The organism is Methylophaga sp. OBS1, from assembly GCF_026319365.1.
Genome location: NZ_JAPDMS010000004.1, coordinates 82,633 through 106,390, shown reverse-complemented (window position 1 = coordinate 106,390; position 23,758 = coordinate 82,633). Strand labels below are relative to the sequence as shown.

The window sequence follows — 23,758 nt, the reverse complement described above, 5'->3', positions numbered from 1 at the left end:
TATAGTTGCACGTTTCACGGAAGATCGAGTTAATGAGAAAAACAACGCTTTTACAGATGCTTTTTTTCAGTTTGTTGTTGCCAGTGACGGCCTGGGCAGTAGAGCCTCCTTTTATCGTTGAAGAGCAAGAGCTGGAATTTATTGACAAAGAAAAGTCAGCGGTTGATTTACCTGCGGGCGAGTCATTAAGTACAGCAAAACAGGTGGCAACAGTCCGTGTCGAAAAAGTGCAGTTCCAGAGCCAGAGCCAGAGCCAGAGCCAGAGCCAGAGCCAGAGCCACTTATCGCTGACACTGACTTTGAGTCTGAAGCAGCGCGTTTGCAGCGCTTGATGTCTGAAAGCGCAGAAACGCATACCGAAGCCGAAGCAATAACTGATGCCCCAGAAGTGGAGCCAGCCACAGAGCAGGCGGCAGTCCGCTCCGAACTCGAAGACCTGCGAGCCAAATTACGCGCCCGAACAGCACAGCTGAAAGCGGAGGCTGAAGCAAGGCAGCAACAAAAAGCTGAGCAAGAACTTCAATCCACGCAGGCGACAGACAACTCAGATGAACAGTCGCCTGATACGTCATCGGAACACAAAGCGCAGGTGGCGGAGAGTGAACCGGCTCCAGAAGTGGATGAAGCCATTGAGCCGTCAGTGCAGGATGATGAGTTCACCCCATCAGAAGCAGAACAAACAGCGATTGATGCGCTGACGCCAGAAAGCAGTGAGTCGAACGCATCCACGCCCGAAAATGAAGCAGTTCTGGCTGCCCAGTGGGAACAGGAGCTTCTGGATCAGACGCCGTCGGTGGAGACCGAGCAGGTATCAGAACAGCTCGAGCCCGACTTAGCTGCTGAAACCGTTTCTGTTACTGAAAGCGGCGAAAATCCGGCCGATGAACAGGCTAAGAAGACCGAACTTGAGCCTCAGGTGTCTGAACACTCAGATACAGCATCAGTTGTGGCGGGTGCAGATCCTGAGCCAGAGATGACCGAGGACGAAGTTGAGAATGTTCAGTCGGATAATGCGCCACTGGATGAAGAAGCTGAACTGGCCGCAGAATGGGAGCAAGAGCTCTCAGAATCCACTGTCACGGAAGATGACAGTAACGTCGAGATAACTGAGGATCAATCAGCGCCTGATAGTCAGGAAGACACGCCCGAGACCGAAGATGAAGCGGCGATGCTGGCACAGTGGGAGCAGCAACGGGTCGATGAATCAGCGTCTGTCACCACCCCGGAAGTACAGGAAGACAACGCGGCGCAGGAAGAGGCCGATGGACAAGAGATATCAGCCCTGAATGAGCTTGATAGTGAAGCCAGGATCGCCGCTGAATGGGAGCAACAGCTTGAGCAGGATCCGGAAGTTAATGTTGGGGAGCCGCAACAGGCAGAACCTGAAACAGTTGACCAGGGTGAACAACCGGCCTCAAGTGAGCAGGAGATAACAGAAGAGCCCAATGCGGCGCAGGAAGAGGCCGAAGGACAAGAGATATCAGCCCTTGATGAGCTTGATAGTGAAGCCAGGATCGCCGCAGAATGGGAGCAACAGCTTGAGCAGGATCCGGAAGTTAATGTTGAGGAGCCGCAACAGGCAGAACCTGAAACAGTTGACCAGGGCGAACAACCGGCCTCAAGTGAGCAGGAGATAACAGAAGAGCCCAATGAGACTGCGATGCTGGCTCAGTGGGAACAAGAACTGCTTGACGAGGCTGAACAGCCAGTCGCAGAAGCTCAACAGGATGAGGTCCAGGATGATGGCTTTGTCGCCTTTTCTGAAACCCAGGCGAACGAAATTGCCGATCAGGAACAGGCTGAGGCAGAGAGGGAGGCGGCACTGGCTGCTGCCTGGGAACAGGGAAATGTTGTCGAGGATGAATCATCTTCAGAGAAGACTCAGGAGCAACTTGAGCCGGAACCTCAGCAGCCAGAGCAACCTGAATCAGAGAGCAGCGAAGCAGAAGATGAAGATATCGACACCGGTCCACCGGTGAAACTGACTGATTCTAAAGCCGCTTTATCTGAAATGTGGGGTGATTTGACTGAGGAACCATTGCCTTCTGAAGAAGATCTGGAATCGATGTTTGAGGAAATTCGGCAACTGGATCAGGATGAATCTCTGTCGGCGGGTGACAGTCTGCGGCCAGGCAAAACCGTAGAGAAAGATGAACTGAAATCGATTTTGTCCTCGATTCCGTCGTTTTCACAAATGAATAAAAAGTCCGACCAATAAGCACGGATCAACCGCGATTTCCCACTGCGCCAGCACGTCTATTCTGCTAAAATCTGGCGCAGTTTTTATCGGGAAAAACCATGACAGAACAAGTCCATGATGTCGCCATCATCGGTGGCGGGGTGTGTGGTACAGCGCTGCTGTATCTTTTAAGTGAATACACGGATATCCAGCATATCGCGCTGGTGGAAAAATATGATGATGTGGCCAAGGTGAATTCTCATGGTCGCAATAACAGCCAGACCCTGCACTGCGGTGATATTGAGACTAACTACACGCTGGAAAAAGCTGCCAAGGTGAAAGCCGCGGCCGAGATGGTGGTCAACTTTGCTGAAACCCTGGACGATCACGACAAAGTGATTTTCAAATACCCGAAAATGGTCCTGGGCGTCGGTGAAAAAGAGTGTCAACAACTGCGTGAGCGATTTGACACATTCAAAACCGTGTTCACCACCATGCAGCTGCTTGAAAAGGAACAGATCGCCGAGATCGAACCCAATGTCATCATGGTTGATGGCAAAATGCGCGAAGAGCCCTGTGTCGCGCTGGCCGTGCTCGATGAATACTCTGCGGTCGATTACCATCAACTGGCTCAGCGCTTTGTGCAGGAAGCCAACAAAAATACCGATAAAGCGATTTCACTATGTCTCAACAGCCATGTTGAAAACATCGTGGAAAAAGACGGCGTATTTTCTATCATCACTCAGAACCAGGTGATTAAAGCCAGAAGCGTAGTGGTTTCAGCCGGTGGACACAGTCTGCTGCTGGCCCAGCAAATGGGTTATGGACTGGAGTATTCCTGTCTGCCGGTCGCCGGCAGTTTCTATTTCACACCGCCACTGCTGAACGGCAAGGTCTACACTGTTCAGAACGACAAACTGCCTTTTGCTGCAGTCCATGGTGACCCGGATGTGCTGGTGGAAGGTAAAACCCGTTTCGGCCCGACCGCGCTGTTATTGCCGATGCTGGAGCGATATAACAGCAAGACCTTCGTGGAGTTTCTGCGGGTGCTGAAACTGGACCGCCGCGTGTTCAAAGTGTTCTGGGATCTGTTTAAAGTCAGTGATATCCGCAACTACATCTTCAAGAATTTTCTATTTGAAGTGCCCGGCCTGCGCCGCTGGTTGTTTATGCGGGACGCCCGCAAAATTGTGCCATCACTGAAGCTGGAAGATGTCAGTTTTGCCAAGGGCTTTGGTGGTGTTCGCCCGCAGCTGATAGATAAAAAGTCGTCCAAACTGATGCTGGGTGAGGCCAAAATCAATCCTGGCAGTGGCATTGTCTTTAATATGACACCCTCACCCGGCGCCACCAGTTGCCTGGAAAATGCCGAGCTGGATATGCGATTCGTTGCTGGCAGACTGGGGGCGGAAATCGATGAAACGCGACTCAAGACGATCCTGCACAAGTAGCATAGACAACAGTTAATTGTTGGCGGTACGAGATCATATAACGCCAGGAACGAATGTCTCACTCAGGGAGATACAATGCATAAACCGTCGTCCAGACTGAGTAGTAATATCAAGCGCTCTGAACAGAAACAGCTGTTTACTTTTTTTGTACAGGACATGCTATTCGGACTGGATGTGGGGCAGGTGCTGATGCTGGATCAACACATTGACAGGATTCAGCCATTGCCGGTGGAAGAGCAGGGCTTTTCAGGTGTTATCAAGTTTCAGGGCCTGGTGGTGCCGGTGCTGGATTTCGCTCACAGGTTGAATATGCAGTCCGGGCTGGACAGTAAAAAAGCGCTGATCGCCGAGTTCAAGTCACAACTGCAATGGCATCAGCAGTGGTTTGACTCACTGGCGGCAGCCATTCGTGACAAGGAAGCGTTTCAGCTTGATTTGGAAGCTGCAGAGTGCGCTAGCAGTCTCTGGTTGCGTCACTTCGAAACACGCGATGACACACTCAATGAATTGGTCAGTGCCCTGGTGGAGCCGCATGAGCAACTTCATAACGCTGGCGTAACTGCCCTCAGGCAGGCGCAGGGACAGGATCCGAATCATATGGCCACGCTGTTCCGCCAGCAGGCCAGTCAGCCACTGCAAAAATTCAAAAACCTGATTGCGCGCGCCTGCGAACAATTGCAAAGCGATATGCGCCAGGTGCTTTTATTTGTCACTGAAGATGGCGTAACCCCTCGCTATGCCTTATTGATAGATGAAATTAACGATGTCATCAGTTATGATGCGTCGAATTTCCAGTCCAGTGCCAGTGGCGCGCTGGCGCAGTTTCGTAAAATCGGCGATGTGCTGACCGGGGTATACACCCATGACAGCCAGCCGGACTGTTTGTATTTTGATTTAAATAAACTGGCCGATAACGCAGCATTGCAAACTGCTCAAGCCTGAATCATTTCTGCAACAAGATGAAGTCTTCCCCCTATATCACTGCTGAAGGCATGTTCCGTCTCAACCAGGAGCTCAGCGAGCGCTGGCAACGTCGACGCGAGGTCGTGCAAGCCCTTGCCGCAGCGGCAGCCGAAGGCGACCGCAGTGAAAATGCCGAATATATTTATCGTAAAAAAGAATTGCGTGAGCTTGATCGTCGCATTCGTTATCTTCAGAAACGCTTGCCCGACCTGAAAGTGGTTCACGATACGCCTGATAATCAGGACAAAATATTTTTCGGCGCCCGGGTGACCCTTGAAACCGAAACCGGTGATGAAGTGACCTACCGGATTGTGGGGCCAGATGAAATTGACTTTGAAAAAGGTAATATCAGCGTTGATTCACCGATGGCGCGTGCACTGCTGGGCAAACAGGTCGATGATGAAATCACGATCCGTGTGCAGGAAGAGACCAGAACTTTCTTCGTACTGCATTTTATTTACCTGACTCCCTGAATCTCTCACTCTCGGTTCTGAAAACAGTTGCCAGTGTCAGTAAATAATAATATGATACGATATATCATAAATTATGGCGTCAAGGACATCATAATATTTCAGCTCAACATTCGAGACGCTGAAATTAACCAGGTCGCCCGGAGAAAAAATGGACGAAACGACACTGCTGAATGCCGCCGAAGAGGATTATATGAATGATGAGCAATTGGCATTTTTTGATCAGCGGCTACAGGACCTGAGAAAGGAAACCCTGGCCGAAATTGAAAGCTTGAGGGAAGAAATTACCCAGGCGAGGGTCAGCGATATGAGTGACAGGGCGACACTGGAGGAAGAAGCCATTATTGCTATCCGTATCGCCGACAGAAAACGTCAGTTGATTCCCAAAATTGATGCCGCCCGTCAAAGAATCAGGCAGGGGGATTACGGTTATTGCCTGCAGACCGGTGAGCCTATCGGCATCGCTCGTCTACTGATCAGACCCACAGCCGAATATTGTGCCGACGTTAAAACAATAAACGAAAGAAAGGAAAGCCACTATGAACACTGAGCAGGATCCGCGTCTTCCGGTGACCGTACTATCGGGATTTCTGGGTGCCGGTAAAACCACGGTACTGAATCACATACTGAATAACCGTGAAGGCCGCAAGGTGGCGGTTATCGTCAACGATATGAGCGAAATCAATATTGATGCTCAGCAAATCAATAATGAAGTCGACTTCAACCGGGCAGAAGAAAAGCTGGTCGAGATGAGCAATGGCTGTATCTGCTGCACTTTACGTGAGGATCTGCTGCTGGAGGTACGGCGCCTGGCTGACGAAGGTCGTTTTGATTACCTGGTTATCGAATCGACTGGTATTTCTGAGCCTTTGCCAGTGGCAGAAACCTTTACTTTTGCTGACGAGTCTGGCGAGAGTCTTTCCGAAGTGGCGCGTCTCGATACCATGGTGACGGTGGTTGATGCGGCCAATTTTCTGAATGATTTCCAACAGGCTGATATGTTGCAGGAAACCGGTGAGTCACTGGGGGAAGAGGATAACCGTAGTGTAGCCGATTTGCTGGTGGATCAGATTGAGTTCTGTGATGTCATTCTGATTAGCAAAACCGACCTGTGCAGTCCGGAACAACTCAAAGCCGTGACTGGGGTCATTAAAAGTTTGAACCCGGAAGCCGAGATTATCCCCATTGAGCGGGGTCGGGTCGACCTGAAGCAGGTGCTGGCAACGGGTAAATTTGATTTTGAAAAAGCGGAACAGTCACCGGGGTGGCTGAGGGAAGTCCGTGGCGAGCATATTCCAGAGACAGAGGACTATGGCATCAGCAGTTTTACCTATGTCGCGCGCAGGCCGTTTAATCCGGAAAAGTTTTATGCCTTTCTGCACCAGGAATGGCCCTGTGGCAAATTGATTCGATCCAAGGGCTACTTCTGGCTGGCGAGTCGACCGCAGTTTGCCGGTACCTGGAGTCAGGCAGGCGGTATTGCACGGCATGGTTTTGCCGGCATGTTCTGGCGGGCGGTTCCTGAAAACCGCTGGCCGGAGGATGAAGAATCCAGAAAACTGATTATGGAAAACTGGGTAGAGCCCTTCGGCGATATGCGGCAGGAACTGGTGTTTATCGGCCAGAATATGGATGAGGACGAAGTCAAAGGTATGCTGGATGACTGCCTTATCAGTGATGAGGAACTGCTGGCCGGTAAAGCCTTATGGCAAACCATGCCGGATCCGTTTCCACGCTGGGAGCAGGCATAATGTCAGCCGTCGCCAACAGACTGACCCAGGAACCGGTCGTCACATCGAAGGCGCCACTGGTGCTGAGCGAAATTTATCAGCCTGGTGTCGATTTTGCTATCTGGCAGCGCCAGTTCAGTGCTGAACTAAAACAGGACATTGCCAACCTGTTGCAGCAGCAGAAAACCTTTAGCTTTCGGGTTCTTCTCCGCCCAGATGAGGTCTCGGAGTGGCTCAAGGCCCAATGGCCGTCAAGCCATTTCAGCGCATTCCAGGCTGATGTACAGAAACTGGTCACGATGTTCGCGGATTTGTTTGATCAGACCCATGTCGGCATGCGGCTGGAACTGGTCGACAAAACCTTGTGCCCGCTGTTTCATATGGATAAGGTCATGGCACGCATGGTGACGACTTATCACGGGCCGGCCACCGAATGGCTGACGGAAGATAATATTAACCGTCAGGCGCTCAAAGCCCGCCAGCATGAGCAGGTGGTGTGTGATCCGGCCAGACTAAAGCAGGCTGAGGCCGGTGAGGTGCTACTGTTCAAAGGTGAGGCGTGGCCTCAGGAAGACGTGCAGGGCATTGTGCACCGATCGGGACAGGCGAGCGCTGAAAACAGGCGCCTGCTGTTGACCCTGGATCTGGTCTGAGCGGGAAACCCCATGTCGTCGGGCTGCTTTACTGTTAGAATCTCAATGCAACCCAGCTTTGAAAGTGATGTACTGCGGGCAGAGATAATATGAAAACGGATAAAATTCTTCAGCAAGCTGAAAAGACCTGTCTTGAGCAGGGCGGACGCCTGACGCCTAAACGACGCCATGTGCTGGAAATATTACTGGAAAATCCCCAGCCTCTGTCAGCGTACGAAATTGCCGAACATTACCAGCAATTAGTCAATGAAAAGATCCCTGCAATGTCGGTATACCGTATGCTGGAGTTTTTGATTTCCCAGGGGCTGGTGCATAAACTGGCGTCTGCCAATAAGTTTATCGCCTGTTCTCACATCGCCTGTGATCACGGACATCAGACGCCACAGTTTCTGATTTGTGATAACTGCCAGTCAGTACGCGAAGTCGGTATCGATAATCGCCTGATCAATGCGCTGGAAAAAAGCATCCAGGACAATCACTTCCAGCTCAAGAGCCCGCAACTGGAACTGCATGGTCTGTGTGAAAACTGCCAGACACACTGAATAACCGGACATCCAGCCGGTTTTCTTTTTAGTATTTAATGATACGATATATCGTCTTACGTTAAGGTGTTCTTATGCTCGACGTCAATAATCTGAATAAATCCTTCGGTGCTAACCGGGCGGTGCAGAATCTCAGCTTTTCGCTACAGTCTGGCGAGGTACTGTGTCTGCTCGGCGCCAACGGCGCCGGCAAAACCACGACCCTCAATATGCTGTTGGGGTTTACCCAGCCGGACTCGGGGGAAGCCACGCTGGATGGCGTTAATATGCATCATCAGACCGCATTGTGTCGCCAGCATATGATGTATATCCCGGAAAATGTACACCTCTATCCCAGTTTCAGCGCGCTGGAAAATATGGCCTATCTCGCTGAACTGGCAGGCTTGAAAGTCAGCCGCCAGGGTATGGTCGAGGCACTGGAAAGAACCGGTATCGACACGGTGCATCATCAAAAACCACTGGGCAGTTTTTCCAAAGGGATGCGTCAGAAAGTCGCTATCGCTTTTGCCCTGCTGAAACACGCCAAACTGGTTTTAATGGATGAGCCCACTTCAGGCCTCGATCCGGTCGCCACACGCGAATTTATCGATGTTATCAATACGATTAAGGCGCGCGGTACCGCGGTGCTGATTGTGACTCATGATCTGCTTTGTGCGCATGAGCTCGCTGATCATATCGGCATCATGCACCAGGGGCAGCTCAAGCAGCTGATGGACCGCAACGACCTGTCTATCTCAGAACTGAATGAACGCTATTTCAAGCAGTTCGCCGCCTGAATTAAAGGAATAAAAATCATGCAGAAAACCCTGATTGCCAGCCTGCTGGCAAGCCTGACAATTGCCCCCGCGCAGGCGGAAACGGAAGCCAACCGGATGTCGCCGCTAATTGTGGTGGGCGCAACGCCCAGTTATGAAACCAACAATCTGGCCGGTTCCGTCGACAGCATTAGTCGCGATGAACTGGCTATCAGTCACGTCGATGACACCATGGAACTGTTTAGCAAGGTCCCCGGTGTTTACTTTGCCCGCTATAACCAGGGCATTATTAATACCGATATCGGCATACGCGGTTTTGCTGCCGAGGGCAGCACACCTCATGCCAAACTGTTGATCGACGGGATTCCAGCCAATCTGCATAATGGCTACAGCGAGATGGACCAGCTGTTTCCGGCCAATATCGAGTCGGTCCAGGTTTACAAAGGCTCGAGTGACCCGCGTTATGGCCTGTTCAACGTCGCCGGTAATTACAATATCGAAACCCGTTCTGATCTGGGGCGGGAAGTGGAAGCGACCTACGGCAGTTTCAATGCGCGTGAGATTCAGGCTTATGCCGGCGAGCAGAGCGGTCGGTTAACGCATAGTTATTTTGCCGGCTATCGCGAGGCGGATGGTTACCGCGATAACGAACACATCAAAAAGTATAGTGTGTCCGGTCGCTGGTTCTACGATTTTACAGAGGCGACCACACTGGGCTTCATCGCCCGTGTTGCCGACTACGATGCGGATGCAGCCGGTTATCTGCCGCGTGAAGAGGCGCGCAAACATCCGACCCGGTCTGCTGATTATGCCCGCCTGGATGGCGGAGATAAACAGACCCAGTCATTCAGCCTGCACCTGGATCATGCTTTCACTGAACAACTCGACTGGTCATTGAAAAGCTATTTCAATCATTATGAACGCGAACGCTGGGTCCGCTTTAGTGAAGGGGCTGATTTGCAGAACCGTTTTGATGATCAGGATCATTATGGCGTAATTTCTACCCTGAGCTGGCAACTTCATCCGGACTGGGAAGTCCGCTGGGGTGTGGATGCTGAAAAGCAGGAAGTGCTGGAACAGCGCTTCGGCACGGTCGGCTTCCAGCGCCAGCGTGATAACAACGATGTGATAAGAGACTACGATTTCAGCTTCGTCACTTACGGCAGTTATCTGCAACTGAGCCATATGCCGGTGGATTGGCTGGCCTGGAATGTCGCACTCCGGGGCGACAGAATTCGCGGCGAGTTTACCGCTACAGATAATAGTGGTCAGCAGGAAGACCGCAATATCTATGACTTTGGCACCATTGTTCAGCCCAAAGCCAATCTGTTCTTATACCCCAGCGATGATGTCACGCTGTTCGTCAATTATGGCCGCAGTTTCCAGCATCCTTTCAGCGCTTCCGCTTATACCACTGGCAACACCGCAGCCCGGGATGTCTCGATTAATGATGGCTGGGAGGCCGGTGTCAAATGGCGCCTGTTCTCAGCACTTCAACTGCGGGCTTCGTACTGGGAGCAAAAGGCCAGTGACGAATTTGTATTGGTGGACGGGCTGCCACGAAACGTTGGTGAGACCGAGCGGACAGGCGTCGATTTCGGCTTTGACTGGGATATCAACGATAAGCTGATTCTGTGGGGTAATATTGCCGGCGTCGAGACGGAAATTCAGACAGATGGCACAAATAAAGGCAATGAACTGCGCAGTATTCCGGATTACACGGCGTCATTGGGACTGAGTTATCAGGTGGTGCCTGATCTGACCTGGCGGGTGCATCTCGATTCTCAGAGTGGATCTTATGCCAACGAGGAAAATATCGGCGGCAAATACGGTCACTACAACCTCGTCAATACCAGCCTCGACTATGCGACCAGCTGGGGCAATATCAATGTGCAGGTCAATAATCTGTTCAATGAATACTATGAATATGTTTATGACCAGGGTTCGCCCGGCACATTGGATACCATTCATTCGCCGGGTAATGGCATCAATGCCAGTGTTTCTGTGGCTTATCATTTCTAGGAAGCAAGATGATCCTTACTGTCGCCCGTCATGAACTGGCTGAGCTGTGGCGACACCGCACGCTCAAAATTCTGTTACCGATGATGACCCTGCTGACGTTGCTGGTAGCCTTCAACCACTGGCAGCAACAGCAGGACTTTATCGAGGTGCAGCAGCAATGGCAGCAGCTCAATAATGAGAAATGGGAAGCCCAGCCGGACCGGCATCCACACCGTGTGGCGCATTATGGCTCGATGGTATTCCGGGTGATTTCACCACTAAGTTTTATTGATGCCGGTGTCAACCCTTATGTCGGCAATGTGCTGTTTCTGGAAGCACACCGTCAGAACAGCAGTCAGTTCAAACAATATCTGAGCAGTCACAATTATATGCAGCTCGGCGCCTTATCGGCGGCGACGCTGATTCTGCTGGTCTGGCCACTGGTCATGATTGCACTGGCCTACCGGACGGTGAGCGGTGAAAGACAGCAGGGGACATTGAGACAGATCCTGTCGCTGGGGCTGTCATTCCGTCACTTGCTAATGGGAAAAGCGCTGGCCTATCTTTTGGTGTCGCTGGTTTTTCTGTTGTTTGTGTTTGCTATTGCAGCCTTCTTTCTGAGTCAGGTCACAGTCAGCGCCGATATCATCCAGCGCTTTGCCTGGTTATTTGTGCTTTACAGCCTCTACAGTGCTATCTGGGTGGGGATGATTATCCTGGTGTCATCGCTTGCCAGTACCAATAATCAGAGCCTGTCTGCCCTGTTGCTGCTGTGGTTGCTGTTTACCGTGATTGTGCCCAAGCTGATGTACAGTAGCGCTGAGTGGCTATATCCTCTGCCCGACAAAGCGGTGTTTGATATCAAAACCGCAGAAGCCATTGCCAAAATCGGCGATTCCCATAACCCGGATGATCCGCATTTCGATACCTTCAGACAACAGACGCTGGAAAAGTATGGTGTCGACCGGGTCGAGGACTTACCGGTCAACTGGCGCGGTCTGGTGATGCAGGAAGGGGAGCGTATTACCAGTGAGGCTTTTGAAGCGGTCTATGCCGATGTGATGCGTCGTATCGAACAACAGAATCAGTGGGCCCTGTGGGGAGCCTTGTTGACCCCTTATCTTCCCGGCCGTGAATTATCCAATACCTTGTCGATGACTTCGGCAGAGCAGGTCAGCGACTATGAACGCGCCGCTGAAGAGTATCGTTATCGTTTGATTCAATCGCTGAACGAACTGCATACCGAAGAGATTGAACTGGAGGATGATCGGGCGCAGACCGTTTCCCGCGAATACTGGCCGCAATTAGCGGATTTTGATTATCAGCCGCCGACCCTGAGTCAGGACCTTGACGCGATGTGGTCTTCCATCCTGTTGTTGATGGGGTGGTGCCTGGCCATTTTTACTGCTTTGCTGTTTGTGCGTACCCGGGTGGCATGATGAAACTCTATCAATTAGAACTGAAACTATTCTGGGCTAACCGCTTCAACCGCTGGTTGCTGGTCGCGTATTTTCTGACCGCACTGGCGGCCGTTGTCATGGGCCACCAGACTTATGAGCGTGAACTTGAACGCTATGCTGTGGCTGAAACCGATTACCAGGAAAAGCTGGATCACTATCGTGAGCTGCATGCTGAGGGCGAATTGCAACCGGGTTATATGGGCTATTATCTGTTCCATCCGGTGGTGCAGACCCCTTCTCTCTGGACCAGCCTGTTTCGTGGCGAGCGTGATGAAAATGCGGATCACCTGAGAGTGCGTTTGCTGGGACTGCAGACACAGATGAATGTGAGTGATCCGGCGAACCCGGATCAGCAGATCAGCGGTCAGTTCGATTTGGGCTTTATCTGGCTTTACCTGCTGCCTTTGCTGGTGGCGGCGATGGGCGTCAATGTGCTTGCCGACGAGCGCAGCAGCGGACGCTGGCCGATACTGCAATCACAGTTGCCACGAGCTGTCTCGATTGTGTTCAAAAAGCTGCTTGTTCCAGCAGTGGTCCTGGCGTTGACCAATCTCCTGATTCTGCTTTCAGCGGTGCTTATCACCGGCTTGTCACTGAGCTGGGCTGTCGCCGGTCTGGCATTGTTGCTGCTTCTGTATCAGCTCTGCTGGTGGCTCATCTGTGGCTGGATCGTCATGTTGAATCGCAACGCCAGTTTTAACTACCTGAGCTTCATCAGTCTCTGGCTGTTGTTCAGTTTTGTGGTGCCCGGTTTGTCCTATCTGTATCAGATTCAACAGCAAAGTCCCGGTGCGGATGCTGCCATCGTCTTCGAGCAACGGCAAATGATGAATGATAGCTGGGATCGCGATAAGCAAGCCGATTTTGCCGACTATCTGGAGCGCTTCCCGGCGTGGCGTGATACGGCGCCATTAGGTGACGCCTTTGATTGGCGCTGGTATTACGCCATGCAGCATATGAGTGACGTGGTCGTGGCCGATCATGTCAACCAGCGTATGACCGCTAAGCAGACAAGTTACGAGCAGGGCCGGGCTGTTTCCTGGTTCTCACCGGTGATGGCCATGCAGTACGGCCTGAACCGTCTGGCTGATGCCGATACTGTCGCCCATCTTGATTTCAGCCGACAAGTCATGGATTACCACAGCCGCATGCAGGACTTCATCTGGTCTGTGCTGTTTTTCGACCAAGCTTTTGACAAAGCCGACTTCGAACGTATGCCGAGCTTTGACTATGAGGCCAGCGGTGACAGCCTGTTCACACAGACACTGCTCAAGTTGCTGTGCTTGAGTCTGCTGTTTTTCGGTCTCAGTGTCTGGGGGTTGAAACGTTCGAATCTGGGGTGACTAGCAGTCGCCCTGACGGTGGGCCTCATAATCCATTTTCATGATCATTTTGCCCAGTGGGGTATCCATTTCACTGTTCATCTGTCCCTGCATACGTTCACCATGGAAAGTGGCGTAACCGCTGAAGCGGGTTTGCATACCCTGCATATCGCAGATGGCGGCATAATCAGCACGCGCTGGCTGAATATCAACCCGTGTGAGTTTGCAGTTTTTAGGGATCTCCAGCACGTCCAGTCCTTTATCCAGGTCGGCCTGGGTGACGCATTGCTTATTTTCGCTGGTCTGCGGGGCAATCGACATGGGGCCTTCGATTTCCGTGTTATGGGTGTAGACCCACAGGCCCGGTTTCAAGTCCGGTGTTTCAGCACTGGCAACAGGCGCCAGCAGAACGGTGCTGAGGGCGTAAAGAAAAAACGGAAGACGCATAGTGAGGCTCCTGTCAGTGCAGCATGTGATGTTCTCAATTATAGCCGCTACTTTACGTCACCGTGCGTTTGTTAAACAAATGATTTATGCTGTAAATGATATGATGTATCATGTAGTTTTATTGTTCTGAATGGTTACCTGTCTATTCCCGCGAGCAAGGCCAGGCGCATAGTTGTGGCTGGGCTCTGGCAAAGTAAATGAGTTATCTGATGAATATTATCTGTTTGAAAAACGCCCGACTATTTGATCCACTTCAGCAGGCTGATGGGAAACTCTCCACGCTCTGGATAGCAGATGATCGCATAATCAACGAACCTGCCCCTGAGTTACAGCAGAAAGCCACAGTTTATGACCTTGACGGGGCGGTGACGATGGCAGGGGCGCTGGATATTCACAGTCATATCGCCGGCGGTAACGTGAATACGGCCAGGCTGATGCTGCCGGAACAGCATCGCAGTCATCTTGAGCGGAATATGAAAACCCCGTTTTCCAATGCCAAGTGGTCCTCCTTTGAGACCGGCTACCGCTATACTGAAATGGGATACAGCATGGTGCTGGAACCTGCAATGTTACCGGTTAATGCCCCACAGGTTCATGCTGAGCTCGCTGATATTCCCATTATCGATAAGGCGGCGCTGGCTGTGCTGGGGAGTGATGACTTTCTGGTGCGTCTGCTCAGGGCCAAAGCCAGTCAGGCGCAAATTAATGACTATGTCAGCTGGACCATGAACAAGACCAAAGCGCTGGGTTTGAAAGTCATCAATGCCGGCGGCTCACAGGCCTTTAAAAAAGGCGCTTCCACCTTTGGTCTCGATGATGTGGTGCCGGAATACGGTATCTCGTCGCGTCAGTTATTACAGCACCTGCAAACCGCCGTGGTTCAGACCGGTCTGCCGCATCCGGTGCATGTGCACTGTAACAACCTCGGTACACCAGGAAATATTCAAACTATCGTCGATACCATGGAAGCTGCACAGGGCTTGCCCATGCATCTGGCGCATGTGCAGTTCTATGGTTACGGCGATGAAGGGAAATACGGCTTTTCTTCCTCTGCGGCCAGACTGATGGAGACTTTTAACCGGCATCCGAATATCACGATGGACGTTGGTCAGGTCCTGTTTGGTCAGACGGTGACTTTGTCGGGTGACGTGATAGCGCAGTTTGATCGCCGACATGACGCCTCACCACAGAAGTGGCACGTCTGGCATGCTGAAAACGAGGGCAGCGGCGGTATCGTGCCATATCAGTATAAATCGACCGGATTTGTGAATGGTCTGCAATGGGCTATTGGTCTGGAAATATTCCTGTTGTGTGATGACCCCTGGCGTTTGTTTTTTACGACCGATCATCCCAACGGCGCGCCCTTTACCCGTTATCCCGATCTGCTCAGGCTGTTGATGGATTACGACTACCGCATGGAATGTCTGTCTCATTTGCATCCGGATATCACTGAAATGACGCTGCTTGCGGATATAAAACGTGAATACACCCTGTATGAGGTAGCGGTGATGACCCGTGCTGCGTCTGCCAGATTGCTGGGGCAAAGTGACCGGGGCCATTTGAAACCCGGGGCCAGGGCAGATATTGCGGTTTACCGCGAGCAAGCGGATAAGGCCGCGATGTTCCGGCGCGCCGAGAAAGTGTTCAAAAATGGTCAGCTGGTGTTGGATCAGGGTGTTATTCAGAACACGTCAGTTGGCAGCACCCTGGCGCTTGAGGTGGGCTATGATCGTAATATTGAAAGTCATATTCAATCTTACTTTGACAGGTTCTACAGTCTGCGTCTTAACAACTATGGCGTTACAGAGAGTGATGCGCGTCCCGGCAGGGCTTTTCAGACGCATAAAGTCAGTGGCGCCTTTTCTGGTTAATACTTTTGAAACTTGTTTAATTTGTCCACATTGATACGATACATCATAAACTTAGGAGGCATTGATGAAAGATAAAATGGCTGTGTTCTTTTCCGGGCTGTGTCTGGTGCACTGTGTGTTGACACCGCTGATTATAGGGGTCGGCGTCATGGGCTTTGTCGGCGACATGCTGGAGTCTGAATGGGTTCATATTGTGATGTTATTTCCGGTCGTGGCGCTGGCGGTGTTCAGTCTGCCATCAGCCTATCGCAGTCATCGCACCCACTGGCCGATGGTGCTGGCAGTGCTGGGCATTGCCGCCCTGTGCAGCGCTTTTTTTCTGCCTGAAACCATGGAGTTATGGATCACCATACCAGCCGCGAGTTTACTGATTATGGCACATAGCTGGAATAGTATACTGTTGCAGCGTCAGCGGCTTAAAATGGCTGCGCCGCAAGCCTGACCACATTCCGTAATCAAGCTGCATAACTGGAGTTATTGATGAAATTTAAAACACGTTTAAAAGGACAAAGTCATAGGCGGTTCATTTTGAACGCGGTGCAGGCAAGCTTGATTGCGCTGGCAGCGACAGGATTGCAGGCTGCCGAGGACGGGCATCACGAACATAATCACAATCATGACAATCAGCATCAATCTCATGCGGCTCATGTACACGGTGAGGCAGCGTTGAATATCATTATTGATGGTGAATTGATTCTGGCTGAATTTATCTCGCCCTTGGAAAACCTGCTAGGTTTTGAGCATGAGCCTGAAACGGCGGAACAAAAACAGGCATATCAGGATCTACTGCAAGATCTTGCCGATTCTCAAGCTGTATTCGGCGTTTCCGATGCACGCTGTACCCAGACTGGACAACAGAGTGAGTCGCCGTTTACCGAGGCGGGGCATGCACATGCTGAGTGGCATGGTGAGTATTATCTAGAATGCCGTGACATTGCTGAGGCTGCTCACATCAAACCTCAGCTTTTTACTGCCTATCCCGGTATTGAAAAGCTCACAGTACAGTTGATTAGCACGCACGGCCAATCTCAGCAGATTGTTACCAGTAACAACGACACGATACCGCTTAAATAGCCTGTCACCGCAGTTAGTCCCTTACTGTCATGCAATCCATCAATCTCAGTGTCATTCAGCAGGCCTTACCGACCAATGTCATCACAGGATTTCTGGGTGTCGGTAAAACCTCGGCGATTCAACATCTGCTCAAACAGAAACCGGCCAGTGAGAATTGGGCGGTGTTGATTAATGAGTTTGGTAAGGTGGGAATTGATCGCCAGATTCTGGGCAGTTCAACGGAACAGGCTAGCGTTGAAATTCGTGAAGTCGCGGGGGGATGCATGTGTTGCTCGGCAGGCTTGCCGATGCAGGTTGCCCTCAATCAACTGCTCAGAAGCCGCAAGCTGGATCGCCTGCTGATTGAGCCCAGCGGCCTCGGTCACCCGGAAGAGGTTATTGCCTCCCTGGCTGGCCCGAATTATCGCGGGCTATTGGACATACGCGCTACGCTGACCCTGGTCGATGCCAGACACTTCAGGGATCCGCGTTACACACAACACCCGGTGTTCCAGCAGCAACTGCATATTGCCGATAGCCTGGTGGTGAATAAAAGCGATTTGTCGGAGCTCAGTGATATTCAACAGATGGAAAAAACCTTGATGGCTTTGCATCTGGATGAATTAACGGTTCGGTATTGCGAGCATGCACAACTGGATCTGGATTGGCTGACAGCGCCCGCCAAATTTGATCAGGCAAAATGGGCTAATCCGCCCCGCGTGCTGAATGTTGAATCAGTCGAATCACCACTCCCTGAAAGCGGCTTTTTAAGAGAAGATCAGCAACTGGACGGCTGGTACAGCTGTGGCTGGCGGTTTGCCCAAGACTGGCAATTTGATGAAACACGGCTGTTAGACTGGTGCCAGTCTCAACAGGCTGAGAGGATCAAAGCGGTCATCAACACCCCTCAGGGCAGTCTGATCATTAACCGGGTTGAAGACCACCTCAATTATCAGCGCAAGCAAACTGGGGATGGTGAAAGCCGGTTGGAGATGCTTTTCCGCAGTAAACCAGCAACGACAACGCTGGAGCGTGCCTTGCTGGGTTGTCGATGCGATTATTCCTCGGTGTAAAGTTCGACCGTCTCAGCCGTCATGCTGTAGGCCGACTGCGCGATTTCATTTTCGGTGAAGCTGGTTGCGATAGTACCCTCAAGCCAGTAGGCATTGTAGATATCCTCGACCAGAATGCCTTGTTCTGAGGTGACATAGACTATCTGGTTGGGCGGCGGCGGTGGCAGATGAATACAGGCACCGAAGTAGGGCACCAGGAAAAATTCGGTCACTTCCTGTTTGTCGTTCATCTCGATTGGCACAATAAAGCCGGGCAGGCGAATGGCCTTGCCATTGAATGTCTCGACTACATCAGTCGACACCAGTGCCCGCTGATAAGCGTCATCCGGCATCGTGGACTGTTCCAGCGCACTTAACATCTTGTTACTGAGCGCATCCTCGGGGCTGCCGTCTTCGATGTCACTGATATAGTCGGGCGGGTTTTCCAGTGCTTTGAGATCCTTCTCCGGCAACAAATCCACCCAGTTGATGCGCTGGTAATCTTTGGCCATGACCAGCCCGGATAGACCAAGCAGGACTAGAAAAAACGCAGGACGAAGAACAGCAGACATTATGATAGGCATACGTGACTCGTTTTTGGCTTGATATGTTGTATCATCGACCCTGATTGTACATGATACGACCACATGATTATGCTCCTTATTGAAAATCTCAAATATCGCTATCCGGAACAGGACAATGATTTGCTCGACATCCCGCACTGGCAGGTAGCGGCGGGTGAGACGATCTTTTTGTCCGCCCCTTCCGGTAGCGGCAAATCGACTTTGATTAATTTACTAGCCGGTATTCTCACGCCGCAACAGGGCACAATCCGTATCCTGGATACAGCCATCAATCAATTATCTGCACGCCGCCGTGATGCCTTTCGGGCGCGCCATATCGGCATGGTGTTTCAGCAATTCAATCTTATTCCCTACCTGTCTGTGGCTGACAATATTCGCCTTGCCAGTCATTTTTCAGCATCGTCTGCAACTGAAGCCGACACGCGCGCGCTGCAGCTCTTGGACAAACTGGGACTCACTCAAACAGAAGTCAGACGCAAGGCCGGGCAGCTCAGTGTCGGTCAGCAGCAACGGGTGGCGATTGCCCGGGCGCTGATTAATGAACCTGAACTGTTACTGGTGGATGAGCCAACTTCCGCTTTGGATACTGCGCATCGGGATAAATTTATCGATGTATTAATGCAGCAACTGGCGCCAGCCAAAACCAGTCTGATCTTTGTCAGTCACGATACCAGCCTGCAGTCACATTTCAGTCGTCATGTTGAGATAGGAGCGCTACAGCATGATGCTGCTTAAACTTGCCTGGCACAGTCTTGGCTCACGTTTGGGCACAGTCTGTTTGACCGTACTGATGATGAGCGTGAGCGTATTTGTGTTACTCAGTGTGGAAAATATCCGTCACCAGGCTAAAGAGAGTTTTCAGCAAAGCGTGTCCGATGTGGATTTGATCGTTGGGCCGCGGACCGGGCAAATCAACCTGCTGCTGTATTCAATTTTTCATATCGGCGTGCCGACCCATAATCTGGGCTGGGATAGTTATAAAATGCTGCAACAGCACCGCGATGTTGACTGGACGATTCCTTTATCTTTGGGAGACTCACACAAAGGCTATCGCGTGGTGGGGACCGAGCAGACTTTGTTCGATCATTTTCGTTACCGCTCTGATCGGTCACTTGAATTGGCTTCTGGCCAGGCTTTCAATGACACCTACGATGCAGTCGTCGGGGCAGAGGTCGCAGCGAGTCTGGGCTATCAGACCGGCGATGAGATTGTGCTGGCCCACGGCATTGCCGATACCAGTTTCAGTCGTCATGAGAATCACCCGTTTCAAATCAGCGGTATCCTCGAACCCACCGGCACCCCTGTGGATCGATCCGTCTTCATCAGTCTGACCGGTCTGGAAGCCATGCATGCCGACTTTCCCGGTGCTAACACCTCGCCGGACCTCATCCCGCAGTCAATCACCGCGGTGCTGGTCGGGCTCAAGTCCAAAATCAAAACCTTTACGCTACAGAGAGAAATCAATACCTATGCTGCTGAGCCGCTGCAGGCGATTCTGCCGGGGGTTGCGTTGAGCAGCCTGTGGTCGATGCTGGGCGGGGTCGAACAGACCTTATGGGTTATCTCGCTACTGGTGCTTTTAGGAGCTTTGATCGGGATGGTCAATGTATTGTTACTGTCGATGCGGGAGCGGCAACACGAACTCGCCGTATTACGGGCACTGGGCTACCGGCCCGGTTTCCTGTTTGCATTACTGCAGCTGGAAGCATTACTGATAACCCTGTCGGCGATTATCGTGGCCTTGATAGGACTGTGGATAGGCGATATCTGGTTGCGAGACTGGTTGTTATCGCAATTCGGCCTGTTTCTGTCTGAGAGTCTGTTACAGCCTGATATGTGGCGCTTGTTGGCTGGGATTGTGGCGGCCGCAGTGATTTCAGCCCTGCTGCCGGCAGTCAATGCCTACCGGCAGGGGCTGAATGTGCAGTTGCGTTAGCGCTGCTTAGTAGGCGCTTAGTTCGCGGGTGTGAGACGATAAATTGCACCGGCATCAGTGCTAACCAATATGGCGCCATCCGGCGCCTCTATGACGTTGCGGATGCGGCTGTTGAGACTTCTTAGCAAGCGCTTTTCGTCCACCGCTTCATTATTCTCATTGAGCGTGACGATATTCAGGTGTTGCAGCTTCATCGCGCCTGATAACAACTTGCCCTGCCAGGCAGGGAACAGCTCGCCCTGGTACTGAATCAGGCCGCTGGGCGCAATCGACGGGTCGTACATTTTTACCGGTTGTTCCATACCGGCTTTTTGTTCTTCACCTACCGCGAGGGGAGCCCAGTATTCCTTGCCATAGGAGATTTCGGGCCAGCCGTAATTATTGCCGGGCTTGACTAGGTTGATTTCATCACCGCCACGGGGACCATGTTCCTGGGCCCATAGCGTGTTGTTTTCGGTGTTGTAAAACAGGCCCTGGACATTACGGTGACCGTAGCTCCAGATTTCGGGCAGGGCATTGTCCTGACCCACAAACGGATTATCCTCCGGCACACTGCCATCGAGATTGAGGCGCAGAATGCTGCCGGCATGGTTAGCCAGGTTCTGGCTGTTTTCACGCTCGCCCCGGTCACCCAGTGACAGGAATACGTGGCCTTTGCCATCAAAGGCGATACGACCGCCGAAGTGCACGTCGTTACCGGTACGGCTCCGGGTCACGATAAGATCCTGCCAGTCGACAAGCTGATTGCCGTTAATACGGGCTCTCGACAGGGTGGTCGCCCCCTGACCATCGATATTTTTGTTGTAGCTGAGATAAATCCAGCCGCTGTCCTGATAGTCGGGTGCCAGGCGGATATCAAACAGACCACCCTGACCGCCGACCCGGATACTCTCAGGTAAACCGGTTATTTCGGTGATCTCACCGGTGTTCATATCAACCCGGCTCAATGTTTGGTCACGCTGAGTCACCAGCAGGTGATTATCCGGCATGACAGCCATGCCCCAGGGGATATTGAGTCCGCTGGCGACTTTTTCGATATTTAGATCTTTGTCGCGGGCAATCTCAGCATGGGCGGAGAAAGTTAAAGCACAGGTGAGTCCCAGAATCAGCGTTTGTAGCCATTTCATAATCAATTCCTTGTTTCAAATAAGCATGAAGCGTTGACAGAGTATTCTTAAAGTGGCGCTTGCCTGTGCAGTGCTGTAAGCGCCACTATGTCGGACCCCGATTCCTTCACTAACGTTCGCGATGACAACAGTGGTGTGGCTTTTCTGTCTCCTGATACGTTTTGGGGGCTCCCTATTTGCTGGTGAAAAATGTGATAAACAATAAGCTCAGGAGAGGCTTTATCCGCTCAATTTGTGCGGGCTGCAAAAGATTGCTTCGCTGCGCTCGCAATGACGGTTTTATCAGAGATTGACGGCTTTATGAGAGTCTGCTGGCGAGGCGTTTCTTTGATTGGAGACAAGGTCAGCAATGCAGTTCACATTTCCAGTGTCATTGCGAACGCAGTGAAGCAATCCAGTCCCGGACTGACACAGGCGAGCCGGCCATCGACAACGAGAGGAGAGCATTGAGCGAGCGGAACGATTCTGCGTCCAGTCTCTGACTAAGACGCCTACTCCTCAACCCCTAAGAACTACAGGACAACATTGAACAACCGGGACGATTACGCGCCCAATCCGGACGTTTGGCGGCGTATTGCTGATACTGAGGCTGCTCGTCGTATGGATGGCGCATCACATCCAGTAATTCCTCAACCAGCGAATAGTCACCTTGTTCCGCCTTATCGATAGCCATCTGAGCCAGGTAATTCCGTAGCACATACTTGGGATTCACTTTATTCATTTTGGCTTTACGGTTCTCATCATCAATGCCGTCTTCCTGAACCCGTTTCAGATAGCGGCGTATCCAGGCGACAAAATCATTTTTATCCGTTCTGTTCAGGCTATCCGGTGCATAAAAGGCAATCATCAGTGGTGCCAGCAGTTTGTCCTCGTCGGCATCTATGTCATCCACACTGACATCTGCCAGATGACGATAGAACAGGGTCATATCGGTCTCAGTGAACTGCATGACCCGGTTGAGTTCTTGATTCAGTTCTTCATCACCTTCAATGAACGCACTCAACCCCAGCTTCTCGGCCCGCATCTGCTGCCATTTATCTGTATAAACCGTGACATAGTCGTTAAGCATGTTTCTCAGTGCTTCAGCATCATCAATCAGCGGATAGATGGCATTGGCCACCTGCAACAGGTTCCACTGAGCAATCTGCGGCTGAGCCCCGAAGCGGTAACGGCGACCGACGGCATCAGTGGTGTTGGGCGTCCAGTTGGGATCGTAATCGTCAATCCAGCCATAAGGACCGTAATCGATAGTCAGGCCCAACACCGAGGTGTTATCCGTGTTGAACACGCCATGAACAAAACCGACCCGCATCCAGTCGACCACCATATCCGCGGTGCGCTCACAGATTTCTCTGAACCACTGTAGATAGGTTTCTTTACCCGGCTCACCCAGATGAGGAAAGTCGGTTTCCAAAGTGTAATCCACCAGTTGCTTCAGCGTGTCGATATCACCGCGTGAGGTGAAAATTTCATAACTGCCCAGACGCAGAAAAGAAGGGGAGACCCTGCAGACTACTGCCCCTGGTTCCGCTTTGGGACGGCCATCATAGAACATGTCACGGGTCACATTCTCACCAGTGGCAATGATGCTGAGCGCCCGCGTGGTAGGAATGCCAAGGTGGTACATGGCTTCGCTGCAGAGAAATTCGCGAATGGAGGAGCGCATCACCGCCAGGCCATCTGCCATTCTGGAATAAGGCGTTTCTCCGGCGCCTTTCAACTGCAGACAGAAACGTTTGCCTTCATCGTTAATAACTTCGCCCAGGTTAATGGCACGACCGTCACCGAGCTGTCCCGCCCAGTTGCCGAACTGGTGCCCACCGTAGCATTGAGCATGCGGCTCCATACCCGGCAACAGTTCATTACCAACAAAAACGCGGGTGAATTGTTCGCTGTGACATTCGGCTTCAGTTAAACCCAGTTCAGCCGCCATCTCTTTTGAATAGGCAACCAGTTCTGGCGCCTTGACCAGCTGCGGTTTCACAAAGGAATAGCAGGCACCCAGCACCTGGCGTCGATGATTGTCTGTTTCCGGATCGGCCGGTAATTCACGGACAAACTTGTTGTCGAAATGGAAGTCGAGTTCACTGCTTGTTTCAGTGGCTGTTTGTGCTATATGTTCAGTCATAAGGCTCATTACATCAGAATTGCGGGCAACAAAA

General features: G+C 51.7%; 23 protein-coding genes. 19 read left to right on the top strand and 4 right to left on the bottom strand.

The window, feature by feature from the left end:
* Nucleotides 1-32: 32 nt before the first annotated feature.
* The 13 genes from OMQ46_RS11895 (at nt 33) to OMQ46_RS11835 (ending at nt 13,547) form a co-directional block, all read left to right on the top strand.
* Entirely contained in the window at nt 33-332 is a 300-nt protein-coding gene (locus OMQ46_RS11895; RefSeq protein WP_266237197.1) for a hypothetical protein, read from the top strand.
* The gene (locus tag OMQ46_RS11890; protein ID WP_266237195.1) at nt 332-2,218 is read left to right on the top strand and encodes a hypothetical protein; all 1,887 of its coding nucleotides are present in this window, start codon (nt 332-334) and stop codon (nt 2,216-2,218) included. Before OMQ46_RS11895 ends, OMQ46_RS11890 begins: the two co-directional genes overlap by 1 nt.
* A gap of 80 nt (nt 2,219-2,298) precedes the next feature.
* Nucleotides 2,299-3,630 carry an FAD-dependent oxidoreductase gene (locus OMQ46_RS11885; RefSeq protein WP_266237193.1) on the top strand — a complete coding sequence of 444 codons (1,332 nt, stop codon included), beginning with the start codon at nt 2,299-2,301 and terminating at the stop codon, nt 3,628-3,630.
* 75 nt (nt 3,631-3,705) lie between these two features.
* Nucleotides 3,706-4,572, top strand: coding sequence for a chemotaxis protein CheW (locus OMQ46_RS11880; RefSeq protein WP_266237191.1), 867 nt, complete (start codon nt 3,706-3,708; stop codon nt 4,570-4,572).
* Between the two features lie 17 nt (nt 4,573-4,589).
* Nucleotides 4,590-5,066 carry a transcription elongation factor GreB gene (gene greB / locus OMQ46_RS11875; RefSeq protein ID WP_266237189.1) on the top strand — a complete coding sequence of 159 codons (477 nt, stop codon included), beginning with the start codon at nt 4,590-4,592 and terminating at the stop codon, nt 5,064-5,066.
* 148 nt (nt 5,067-5,214) lie between these two features.
* On the top strand, nt 5,215-5,613 hold the full coding sequence (locus OMQ46_RS11870; RefSeq protein ID WP_266237187.1) for a TraR/DksA family transcriptional regulator: 399 nt from the start codon (nt 5,215-5,217) through the stop codon (nt 5,611-5,613).
* A complete protein-coding gene (zigA, locus tag OMQ46_RS11865) occupies nt 5,603-6,814 on the top strand; it encodes a zinc metallochaperone GTPase ZigA (RefSeq protein WP_266237185.1) in 1,212 nt (403 codons plus the stop codon). The genes OMQ46_RS11870 and zigA overlap by 11 nt, the downstream gene beginning before the upstream one ends.
* Nucleotides 6,814-7,446 (top strand): DUF1826 domain-containing protein, encoded by a 633-nt coding sequence (locus OMQ46_RS11860; protein WP_266237183.1) that lies wholly within the window; start codon nt 6,814-6,816, stop codon nt 7,444-7,446. Before zigA ends, OMQ46_RS11860 begins: the two co-directional genes overlap by 1 nt.
* Nucleotides 7,447-7,535: 89 nt before the next feature.
* Complete coding sequence (locus OMQ46_RS11855) at nt 7,536-7,988, top strand: Fur family transcriptional regulator (RefSeq protein ID WP_266237181.1); 453 nt, start codon at nt 7,536-7,538, stop codon at nt 7,986-7,988.
* Between the two features lie 74 nt (nt 7,989-8,062).
* Entirely contained in the window at nt 8,063-8,764 is a 702-nt protein-coding gene (locus OMQ46_RS11850) for an ABC transporter ATP-binding protein (protein WP_266237179.1), read from the top strand.
* An 18-nt stretch (nt 8,765-8,782) separates the two neighbouring features.
* Nucleotides 8,783-10,765, top strand: a complete 1,983-nt coding sequence (locus OMQ46_RS11845) for a TonB-dependent receptor (protein ID WP_266237177.1) — start codon at nt 8,783-8,785, stop codon at nt 10,763-10,765.
* 8 nt (nt 10,766-10,773) lie between these two features.
* Nucleotides 10,774-12,183 carry an ABC transporter permease gene (locus tag OMQ46_RS11840; RefSeq protein WP_266237175.1) on the top strand — a complete coding sequence of 470 codons (1,410 nt, stop codon included), beginning with the start codon at nt 10,774-10,776 and terminating at the stop codon, nt 12,181-12,183.
* Entirely contained in the window at nt 12,180-13,547 is a 1,368-nt protein-coding gene (locus OMQ46_RS11835; protein ID WP_266237173.1) for a DUF3526 domain-containing protein, read from the top strand. Before OMQ46_RS11840 ends, OMQ46_RS11835 begins: the two co-directional genes overlap by 4 nt.
* Here OMQ46_RS11835 and OMQ46_RS11830 read toward each other — a convergent pair whose 3' ends face one another.
* Nucleotides 13,548-13,973, bottom strand: a complete 426-nt coding sequence (locus OMQ46_RS11830; protein ID WP_266237170.1) for a DUF3617 domain-containing protein — start codon at nt 13,971-13,973, stop codon at nt 13,548-13,550.
* Nucleotides 13,974-14,182: 209 nt separating this feature from the next.
* On the opposite strand from OMQ46_RS11830, the gene OMQ46_RS11825 reads away from it, so the two are divergent.
* The 4 genes from OMQ46_RS11825 to OMQ46_RS11810 all read left to right on the top strand — a co-directional run bounded on the left by OMQ46_RS11825 (nt 14,183) and on the right by OMQ46_RS11810 (nt 17,970).
* The gene (locus OMQ46_RS11825; protein ID WP_266237169.1) at nt 14,183-15,844 is read left to right on the top strand and encodes a formylmethanofuran dehydrogenase subunit A; all 1,662 of its coding nucleotides are present in this window, start codon (nt 14,183-14,185) and stop codon (nt 15,842-15,844) included.
* Nucleotides 15,845-15,908: 64 nt separating this feature from the next.
* Nucleotides 15,909-16,286, top strand: coding sequence for a MerC domain-containing protein (locus OMQ46_RS11820; RefSeq protein WP_266237168.1), 378 nt, complete (start codon nt 15,909-15,911; stop codon nt 16,284-16,286).
* 38 nt (nt 16,287-16,324) lie between these two features.
* Nucleotides 16,325-16,918 (top strand): ZrgA family zinc uptake protein, encoded by a 594-nt coding sequence (locus tag OMQ46_RS11815; protein ID WP_266237642.1) that lies wholly within the window; start codon nt 16,325-16,327, stop codon nt 16,916-16,918.
* Between the two features lie 29 nt (nt 16,919-16,947).
* Entirely contained in the window at nt 16,948-17,970 is a 1,023-nt protein-coding gene (locus OMQ46_RS11810) for a CobW family GTP-binding protein (protein WP_266237167.1), read from the top strand.
* Here OMQ46_RS11810 and OMQ46_RS11805 read toward each other — a convergent pair.
* On the bottom strand, nt 17,955-18,533 hold the full coding sequence (locus tag OMQ46_RS11805) for a DUF3299 domain-containing protein (RefSeq protein WP_266237165.1): 579 nt from the start codon (nt 18,531-18,533) through the stop codon (nt 17,955-17,957). The two genes, OMQ46_RS11810 and OMQ46_RS11805, sit on opposite strands and share 16 nt — an antisense overlap.
* Nucleotides 18,534-18,596: 63 nt before the next feature.
* Here OMQ46_RS11805 and OMQ46_RS11800 point away from each other — a divergent pair, with 63 nt between their 5' ends.
* Both OMQ46_RS11800 and OMQ46_RS11795 read left to right on the top strand, forming a co-directional pair.
* Nucleotides 18,597-19,268 carry an ABC transporter ATP-binding protein gene (locus OMQ46_RS11800; RefSeq protein ID WP_266237164.1) on the top strand — a complete coding sequence of 224 codons (672 nt, stop codon included), beginning with the start codon at nt 18,597-18,599 and terminating at the stop codon, nt 19,266-19,268.
* The gene (locus OMQ46_RS11795) at nt 19,255-20,469 is read left to right on the top strand and encodes an ABC transporter permease (protein ID WP_266237162.1); all 1,215 of its coding nucleotides are present in this window, start codon (nt 19,255-19,257) and stop codon (nt 20,467-20,469) included. The genes OMQ46_RS11800 and OMQ46_RS11795 overlap by 14 nt, the downstream gene beginning before the upstream one ends.
* Before the next feature lie 17 nt (nt 20,470-20,486).
* Here OMQ46_RS11795 and OMQ46_RS11790 read toward each other — a convergent pair whose 3' ends face one another.
* Nucleotides 20,487-21,596, bottom strand: coding sequence for a PQQ-dependent sugar dehydrogenase (locus tag OMQ46_RS11790; RefSeq protein ID WP_266237160.1), 1,110 nt, complete (start codon nt 21,594-21,596; stop codon nt 20,487-20,489).
* A gap of 505 nt (nt 21,597-22,101) precedes the next feature.
* Nucleotides 22,102-23,724: a protein adenylyltransferase SelO gene (locus OMQ46_RS11785; protein ID WP_266237159.1), complete on the bottom strand. Its 1,623-nt coding sequence runs from the start codon at nt 23,722-23,724 to the stop codon at nt 22,102-22,104.
* Nucleotides 23,725-23,758: the final 34 nt, after the last annotated feature.

Coding starts and splice junctions, on each gene's coding strand:
- OMQ46_RS11895 (WP_266237197.1), top strand. CDS start 33: ATGAGAAAAACAACGCTTTTACAGATGCTTTTTTTCAGTTTGTTGTTG.
- OMQ46_RS11890 (WP_266237195.1), top strand. CDS start 332: ATGTCTGAAAGCGCAGAAACGCATACCGAAGCCGAAGCAATAACTGAT.
- OMQ46_RS11885 (WP_266237193.1), top strand. CDS start 2,299: ATGACAGAACAAGTCCATGATGTCGCCATCATCGGTGGCGGGGTGTGT.
- OMQ46_RS11880 (WP_266237191.1), top strand. CDS start 3,706: ATGCATAAACCGTCGTCCAGACTGAGTAGTAATATCAAGCGCTCTGAA.
- greB (WP_266237189.1), top strand. CDS start 4,590: ATGAAGTCTTCCCCCTATATCACTGCTGAAGGCATGTTCCGTCTCAAC.
- OMQ46_RS11870 (WP_266237187.1), top strand. CDS start 5,215: ATGGACGAAACGACACTGCTGAATGCCGCCGAAGAGGATTATATGAAT.
- zigA (WP_266237185.1), top strand. CDS start 5,603: ATGAACACTGAGCAGGATCCGCGTCTTCCGGTGACCGTACTATCGGGA.
- OMQ46_RS11860 (WP_266237183.1), top strand. CDS start 6,814: ATGTCAGCCGTCGCCAACAGACTGACCCAGGAACCGGTCGTCACATCG.
- OMQ46_RS11855 (WP_266237181.1), top strand. CDS start 7,536: ATGAAAACGGATAAAATTCTTCAGCAAGCTGAAAAGACCTGTCTTGAG.
- OMQ46_RS11850 (WP_266237179.1), top strand. CDS start 8,063: ATGCTCGACGTCAATAATCTGAATAAATCCTTCGGTGCTAACCGGGCG.
- OMQ46_RS11845 (WP_266237177.1), top strand. CDS start 8,783: ATGCAGAAAACCCTGATTGCCAGCCTGCTGGCAAGCCTGACAATTGCC.
- OMQ46_RS11840 (WP_266237175.1), top strand. CDS start 10,774: ATGATCCTTACTGTCGCCCGTCATGAACTGGCTGAGCTGTGGCGACAC.
- OMQ46_RS11835 (WP_266237173.1), top strand. CDS start 12,180: ATGATGAAACTCTATCAATTAGAACTGAAACTATTCTGGGCTAACCGC.
- OMQ46_RS11830 (WP_266237170.1), bottom strand. CDS start 13,973: ATGCGTCTTCCGTTTTTTCTTTACGCCCTCAGCACCGTTCTGCTGGCG.
- OMQ46_RS11825 (WP_266237169.1), top strand. CDS start 14,183: ATGAATATTATCTGTTTGAAAAACGCCCGACTATTTGATCCACTTCAG.
- OMQ46_RS11820 (WP_266237168.1), top strand. CDS start 15,909: ATGAAAGATAAAATGGCTGTGTTCTTTTCCGGGCTGTGTCTGGTGCAC.
- OMQ46_RS11815 (WP_266237642.1), top strand. CDS start 16,325: ATGAAATTTAAAACACGTTTAAAAGGACAAAGTCATAGGCGGTTCATT.
- OMQ46_RS11810 (WP_266237167.1), top strand. CDS start 16,948: ATGCAATCCATCAATCTCAGTGTCATTCAGCAGGCCTTACCGACCAAT.
- OMQ46_RS11805 (WP_266237165.1), bottom strand. CDS start 18,533: ATGCCTATCATAATGTCTGCTGTTCTTCGTCCTGCGTTTTTTCTAGTC.
- OMQ46_RS11800 (WP_266237164.1), top strand. CDS start 18,597: ATGATTATGCTCCTTATTGAAAATCTCAAATATCGCTATCCGGAACAG.
- OMQ46_RS11795 (WP_266237162.1), top strand. CDS start 19,255: ATGATGCTGCTTAAACTTGCCTGGCACAGTCTTGGCTCACGTTTGGGC.
- OMQ46_RS11790 (WP_266237160.1), bottom strand. CDS start 21,596: ATGAAATGGCTACAAACGCTGATTCTGGGACTCACCTGTGCTTTAACT.
- OMQ46_RS11785 (WP_266237159.1), bottom strand. CDS start 23,724: ATGACTGAACATATAGCACAAACAGCCACTGAAACAAGCAGTGAACTC.